We start from the raw sequence: 6,328 nt of genomic DNA, 5'->3' as shown, positions 1-6,328 counted from the left end.
TGTTTTACACCTGGGTAACGTTTACGTCGCCCACACCAACAAACATCACCCCATTGCTTGTCATGCCAGTGAGCATAGCAAACTCGCTATCTGTGTCTAAAACACCGATCAAATCGGGCTTACTGAACTTGGCTACAGCATCTGTAATACCGTCACCGTTCACATCCTCAAAGTTGATATCCTCGGTGCAGCCTTCTCCTGTAGACGGACCAGGCATAAACTCTTCTAAGCAAACTTCCGTAATCGAAGTCGCGTCGAAAACACTGGTACCGAAGATTGCCACAGGTACGGTACCTTTACCCTTCAAATTGAAGGAGCTGGGGAAGGAACCGGGCTTAATGTCTATATCCACAGCCAATTTAACAGGTACATCCACAGTATCTTGTACTGGATCGGTTTGAGTACTATCAGCAATTCCAGTGTTGAGAACTTGACCGGTCAGTGCATCTGTTTCTGATACGGGGTAGATAACCTCAAAGCTTTTCATATCACCTGCACCTAGGAACTCGATAGTTTCATCAAGTCCTGTCAGGGGATCACTAACGGTAACATCAGTTAAATTCGCATCTCCGGTGCTACTGACTTTAATTGTATAGTTGAGATCGTCTCCTTGAGTAACAATACCATTGCCGTCATTATCGACAAAATCTACAAACATCTTGTCGATCTCCAGTTTTGGTTCAGGTAGATCAACTATCTCACTGTCCGTATCTGTAATATCCTCGCCTTGTGGGTCTTCGGCAGCTACGGTAGCAGTGTTTTCAATTGTACCTGCTGTAACATCAGCTGCAGTTACAGTGTAGGTAGCAGTACCAGTTACCTCCTCGCCTGGGTCTAAAGTTCCGTCAAAAGTACCAAAGTCGATCCCACTTAAACCAGGTAAGGGGTCTGTCACTCCTACATCAGTTAAGGTGACATTACCCGTGTTTTCAAGAGTGAAGCTATAGGTAAGTTCGTCCCCTGCACTAATATCTTGAGATGAATCAGCATCGTTGGTAAGTGCTACATCTTTGATCAGATCCACACCAGGCATCTGCTTTACACCGACTGTGGCATCATCGGTGATTGGCTCGGTTTCCGCACTATCAGCAGTAGCAACATTAACCAGAGAATTCCCATTATCTAGATCTGCTTGAGTAACGGTATAGGAAGCCTGATATACCCAAGTTTCCCCAAAGTCTAAATTACCATCTCCATCAGTATCACCGCTAACAAAGGTTGGACTGAAATCATCGCCAGTGTCAGAGGTAAAGTTATCATCAACTAAGGTAATATTAGTTGCTTCTGAACCTTCAACTGTGTTGGTAATTTCATAGGTATATTCGATCTCATCTCCCGCTTCATCAACCTCTGTAACATTGGCTGTTTTTTCAAGTTCAAGTATGGGGTCAGGCAGAGGTGGCACATCTAAATTGCCGAATTGTTTAAAAGGAATTGTTTGTTCTCCGGTATTAATTCCTTCTTGTACAGGGGAAATAACTCGACCACCTGTTAACGCCCCTTGTAAATTACCTGTAGGATTACTACCAGCCTGGCAATCAAGACGGACATCAATACGAACAACTACCTGCTCTCCAGCTTCCAAGTTATCAATGGTTACTGTTCCCTCTAACTCAGAGCCAGACTGAAATAGATCGCCCGTTAATCCCTCGTTGGTGAGAGTAGCTGTACTGTCATTATCACCAATGTTGCCAGTATCGCCAGGATTTACTTCTACGTTAACAATGTCGCTGATAGCAGCACCTGATTGACCAGTTGTATCAGCTAAAAATGAAAAATCAAGTTCGATAGTTTGATTCGCATCTGCTGGATTCTGATCTACGGTAACTACAGCAAAATAAGAAACGATATCGTCACATTCAAAATCTCCAGCTTGTAAAGATTCAACGGTAGTTGTCGTTCCTCCATCACCGTAAGTTCCTCCTCCTGTACTGTGATCGTATGTCTCAGGATTTGCCGCTGCAAAATCAACTGAAAAATCACCACCAGCCATAATTTATTTCTCCTTTTATAACTATAAAATTCGTGAGACTTTCGTAGTATAAACCAACCTGCAAATCGTTGCAATTGATTGAGTTTTTGCAAGCCAAAACTAAAAAAAATAAATCATGGTTAATTTGCAACTGTAACCAGTCATGCTTAATCATTGGCATCAAAGCCTGATATGCTAAGCTATTTAGGGCTAAAATTGCCCCATAAGCCATCTTTTAAATTCAAAAATTTGAAAGCCAATATGTATATTAACCAGAAAAAAATTTTAGAGTCAAGCTGGACAATAAAAAACTCAACAAATATTAGCAATCTGAACACTTTATTTAGGTAATCATTGCTTTGTGAATTATTTGTGAGCATTGTCGTTGATAGTTTTTTTATGGGGGGTGACAGACAAGCTTAAATCCTTACTGGTTAATCAGTTCAGCCCATAGGTTAAATTGTACTCAAAGCCTTATATAGTAAGGTTTTTATGGCTCTTGCTACCTCAGCCTTTGAAAGTCAAGAGTCATATTAAATTTTTGAGTCGATCCGGACAATAAAAATTAAGTAATTATTCCGAAGTACTACGCTATTTGACGTAAACTTTGAATCTAAAAGCGATCGCGAGCTGACTTACTATAGCAGAAGTCAGAAGTCAGAAGTTAAACTATTGCCATACTGTAGTTTGAGACTTTTGTCATGTCCTAATTACCCTGGCGACTGCTATACTATGTGGATTAGTTGACTTTTATAAAATAAAAAATACCCAAGTATTAGTAGCCCAATAACACTATCAATAAGTAGCAAATTTGCCGATATGCTGGTGTTATATAATGTCGGCTAATTAGCCTTAATAAAAATTTGCCCCATCTCCCCATATGCCCACCCTCCCCGCGCCCGGGCCCCACACTCCCCAAGGGGTGCATCTCCTAAAAGCTGTTTGACCCGGTGGTGCGTTACGGGCAGCAACATAACCATGGCTACGAGGGAGAAAATGAGGGCTCCCCCTAACGCACCCTACCCAAGATTTTCAAATATGAGATGCACCCCTCCCCAAGGCAGGATAGTCTCACAAAACCCAAGGCAATTTAGCCGAAGAATTCCAAGGTTTCTCCCAAGAATCACCACCAACTTCTAATCCACATAACTTACTTTCAGCTATCAAAATCGGTTCAACGTTATCCCCACGTCGTTGTTTAAGTTCCAACTTCAGCTGACCTTGCATAGTATCTCGGCAAATGAAATTTAATCCCTTTTCCGTGGGAGCTCGTAGAAGTGTACCAGGTAAATCGGTTGTACCAGTTAACTCTACTTCATACTCACCATTGCGCCCTTGCATCTGCCAATTTCCCCAAGGCTGGATCTGCCAGGTTACTTCTGAATTCCAGGGCACGAATTCATAAAATTTACCTTCGTAGTGAATGCCAATCAAAGCAGCTGCTTCTGCCAACCCCACTACTTCCCGTCTACCACCACCAGCAGTTAGAGCCAGGTCTGGTTGATCGGTAAAACTGTTGCAATTGAGCCAAAACCACTTCTTAGGAAAAGCACGACCCCAATTTTTTTCCCCATAGGCCGGGACATTGGTAAAATCATAGAGCTTACCATTCCAATCAATCCAGCCAGTGGCTAAACCGTGGGCCATCAAGATTTGCCATCCTGGTTCAAATATCTGTAAAAACGAAAGCCAGCCAGCGGTTGATTGCTGGGCTTTTCCCAGATCTCCCCAGCCATAAATCGGTTTAATTTCATAGCGCCAATCACAATAGCCTCCGCTGGCTGGGTCCCGAATAAACCCTTGATTCAAGGTAGCTGTAGCCTGATATCCTTCCTTGATTTGATACTCAAATTTATCGGGGTTAAGGTATTGAGGAGTAATTTGTAATTTAGTTTTACCCCAATGTCCTAGACCTAAGGATTCCGATGACCCCCAAAACTCTTCCGGATGGGGAAAGGTACGACACAGATACTGATCATCAGGGCCTAGAATTTGGGCTGAACCACCACTATAGGGTTGACCACCAATGGGGTCTTCAATGGAATACATAAACGCAAAGGTCTGACCACAATTCGGTAAAGTCACCCGATAGTACCAACCTTCAAAAAAGCGTCCGCTCTTACCGTCCCAGTGATATCCGCTGTGGGGTGTTTGAAAATGATCTGTCATAGACTAGGGTTTGGTTCGATTGAATTTTGATAGTCTCAGCTTAGGGAGAAACAGGATTTTGCCATTAATTCTTAGGCGTTGCTGAATCAGGGTCTGATTTGAGGAGTTGCGTTCCCGGGAGTAATAGCATCACATTTCTCGCCAGATAATCAACCCAAGTCAATCCTACTATGCAATGCCGATTAATGTCAGTAATAATTCTTAACATCAAAGGTACCCTCAAGGGTAATGTCAAGCCAGGGTTAGATTTTCTATGATCAATGTGTTGATTGAAATTAATTACAGCAAGAGGTAAATGATGAGTATAGCAGGAACATGGGGTCAATCTGAGGGTCAATCTGAGATTACAGTGGAGGATATGCAGGTTACTATCACTATGGGTACTCGTCCAAATGGGCGTGGTGTTGTGATCTGTAGTGACCCAGATGTAATACGAGTTAACTTCCCAGATGATCGAGTTTACCAAAAAATTTGGGTTTAAAGCCCCGTCCTTATAGGACGGCTTTTTTTTAAATTAAGACTTGACGGTTTTATCGCATCGTGTTAAGATAAAAACCAATAATGTTATAGATAAACATAGTCTTAAAATAAGTAGATGATGTAAAAAATAAGCTAAGAGCTCAGCTTATTGCATAATCAAATCTAACGATTTGGATATCTACGAAAACATAAGATCAAGAAAAAGTTTATCGAACTTGTTAACTAGATTAGGTACGGTGGGGCACACCGAAACCTAGGTCATAGACTAAATACGCTTGTGGAGAAGAGACCTCTATTTTTCCTGGCTCCGGCCTGGTTAAACAAGTCACCTCGTTGAAGCAAGAATCCCCGTCCTTACAGGGCGGGGAGTGTCAAATAGGTACTCTGATTAATCAAAATCAAATACAGTGGGCCGGGATAGGAACATTAAACGCGAATAACGTTTGGACGAGGTAACAAGTTTAGGTAGTGGTAAAGATGTAGTGGTTTAGCTACTTGTTTACCACTACCGAAGTTTAGACCTCGGCGTTTGAGTCGTAAGTAATAAGCTGTTGTGCATTTAAAATGCACAACAGCTTAGTTAAGATCAGGACCCAAATAGTCTATCAAGCGAAAAAGTTTTTGCTACTCCAAATCCGAGGAAATGTGGCGACATTCTGGTAATTCACTATCTTAAATTTTGGGATGTTCCAGATCCTTCTCTGTGTAATTATTTAAATTATACCTTAATTCAGCAACGCCAATTCTTTTGAAACTCCCCGTCTCTTTAGAGCGGGGAGTTTCAATAATCCGATGGTGGGCAGTGCCTACCAACTAGAAGCGTTGAAAGTTAGCAGGTTACATGTTCGATGTTGGGCAAATAACCTACCCGACAGGAACGCCAAAGGCGAACAACCCCATCACCTTCAACCTTCAACATTTTAGAATTTAGAATTTAGAATTTAGAATTTAGAATTTAGAATTTGGGTAAGTATTCAGCTATCAGCCATCATCCTATGCGCTAGGCGCATAGGCTTAGATGGGCTTTTCCTCAGACTTTCAATTCTCATTAATCTCGAACTATTAAATTCTCCCGTTCGTGTAGCGTGGCTCACGGCTGACAGCTGAAGGCTGACGGCTGAATGCTTATGAATTTGGAATTCTACATTCTGCATTCTACATTCTGCATTCTGACAGACAACCTTCAACCCCATAACCTTTAAAATCCCTAATGCCCGATAAAAAGGTATTCACACCGGAAATGACTGCTGATGGCTCATTTACCTTTTTTTGTTCAGAAATTGGTGAATCCTATCACAGCCGACAAGGTGCCATAGAAGAAGCCCAGGTGAAGTTTGTCAAACCTTGCCAACTGGCGGAAAAAGCCCAACAGCCAGTGCTACGGTTGTTGGATATCTGTTATGGTCTAGGTTACAACACAGCTGCTGCTCTAACGGAAATTTGGACACACAATCCCCACTGCCATGTCCAACTGGTTGCCCTAGAATTAGACTCTACCGTACCACAAGCTGCGATCGCTCAGGGTTGGCTGAATCACTTTCGTGATCCTATCCCCCAACTATTAGAGGCTCTGGCAACTACTGGACTGGTTGAAACCGAGCAATTCCAAGCTCAACTATATCTCGGTGATGCCAGAGAGACTATCCAACAGGTGCAACAAGGTAACTTCCAAGCCGATGCTATCTTTCTTGACCCCTTTTCCCCACC

Annotated in this window: 5 protein-coding genes; 3 read left to right on the top strand and 2 right to left on the bottom strand. The window is 42.4% G+C overall.

Features of this window, described 5'->3' with window-relative positions:
• Positions 1-4 precede the first annotated feature (4 nt).
• Together F6K38_RS33060 and F6K38_RS33055 are read right to left on the bottom strand one after the other, a co-directional pair.
• Positions 5-1,993, bottom strand: coding sequence for a CLIPPER-2 domain-containing protein (locus F6K38_RS33060; RefSeq protein WP_287359331.1), 1,989 nt, complete (start codon positions 1,991-1,993; stop codon positions 5-7).
• Between the two features lie 1,050 nt (positions 1,994-3,043).
• Complete coding sequence (locus F6K38_RS33055; RefSeq protein ID WP_287359329.1) at positions 3,044-4,141, bottom strand: tocopherol cyclase family protein; 1,098 nt, start codon at positions 4,139-4,141, stop codon at positions 3,044-3,046.
• Between the two features lie 295 nt (positions 4,142-4,436).
• Between F6K38_RS33055 and F6K38_RS33050 the strand changes: the two genes are divergently transcribed.
• From F6K38_RS33050 to F6K38_RS33040, 3 genes are all read left to right on the top strand, one after another.
• Entirely contained in the window at positions 4,437-4,622 is a 186-nt protein-coding gene (locus tag F6K38_RS33050) for a hypothetical protein (protein WP_287255992.1), read from the top strand.
• A 791-nt stretch (positions 4,623-5,413) separates the two neighbouring features.
• Entirely contained in the window at positions 5,414-5,545 is a 132-nt protein-coding gene (locus F6K38_RS33045) for a hypothetical protein (RefSeq protein WP_267872008.1), read from the top strand.
• Positions 5,546-5,831: 286 nt separating this feature from the next.
• Positions 5,832-6,328, top strand: a 497-nt coding sequence (locus tag F6K38_RS33040) for a tRNA (5-methylaminomethyl-2-thiouridine)(34)-methyltransferase MnmD (protein ID WP_287359326.1), incomplete at its 3' end; no start/stop codon positions are given.

Origin of the sequence: Moorena sp. SIO3B2 (assembly GCF_010692525.1) — a bacterium.
GTDB classification, from domain to species: Bacteria; Cyanobacteriota; Cyanobacteriia; order Cyanobacteriales; family Coleofasciculaceae; genus Moorena; species Moorena producens.
This window is presented reverse-complemented; position numbering and strand designations above follow the sequence as displayed.

Bases quoted from the DNA above. Each gene is read 5' to 3' on its own strand.
- F6K38_RS33060 (WP_287359331.1), bottom strand. From the start codon at position 1,993: ATGGCTGGTGGTGATTTTTCAGTTGATTTTGCAGCGGCAAATCCTGAG.
- F6K38_RS33055 (WP_287359329.1), bottom strand. From the start codon at position 4,141: ATGACAGATCATTTTCAAACACCCCACAGCGGATATCACTGGGACGGT.
- F6K38_RS33050 (WP_287255992.1), top strand. From the start codon at position 4,437: ATGATGAGTATAGCAGGAACATGGGGTCAATCTGAGGGTCAATCTGAG.
- F6K38_RS33045 (WP_267872008.1), top strand. From the start codon at position 5,414: ATGGTGGGCAGTGCCTACCAACTAGAAGCGTTGAAAGTTAGCAGGTTA.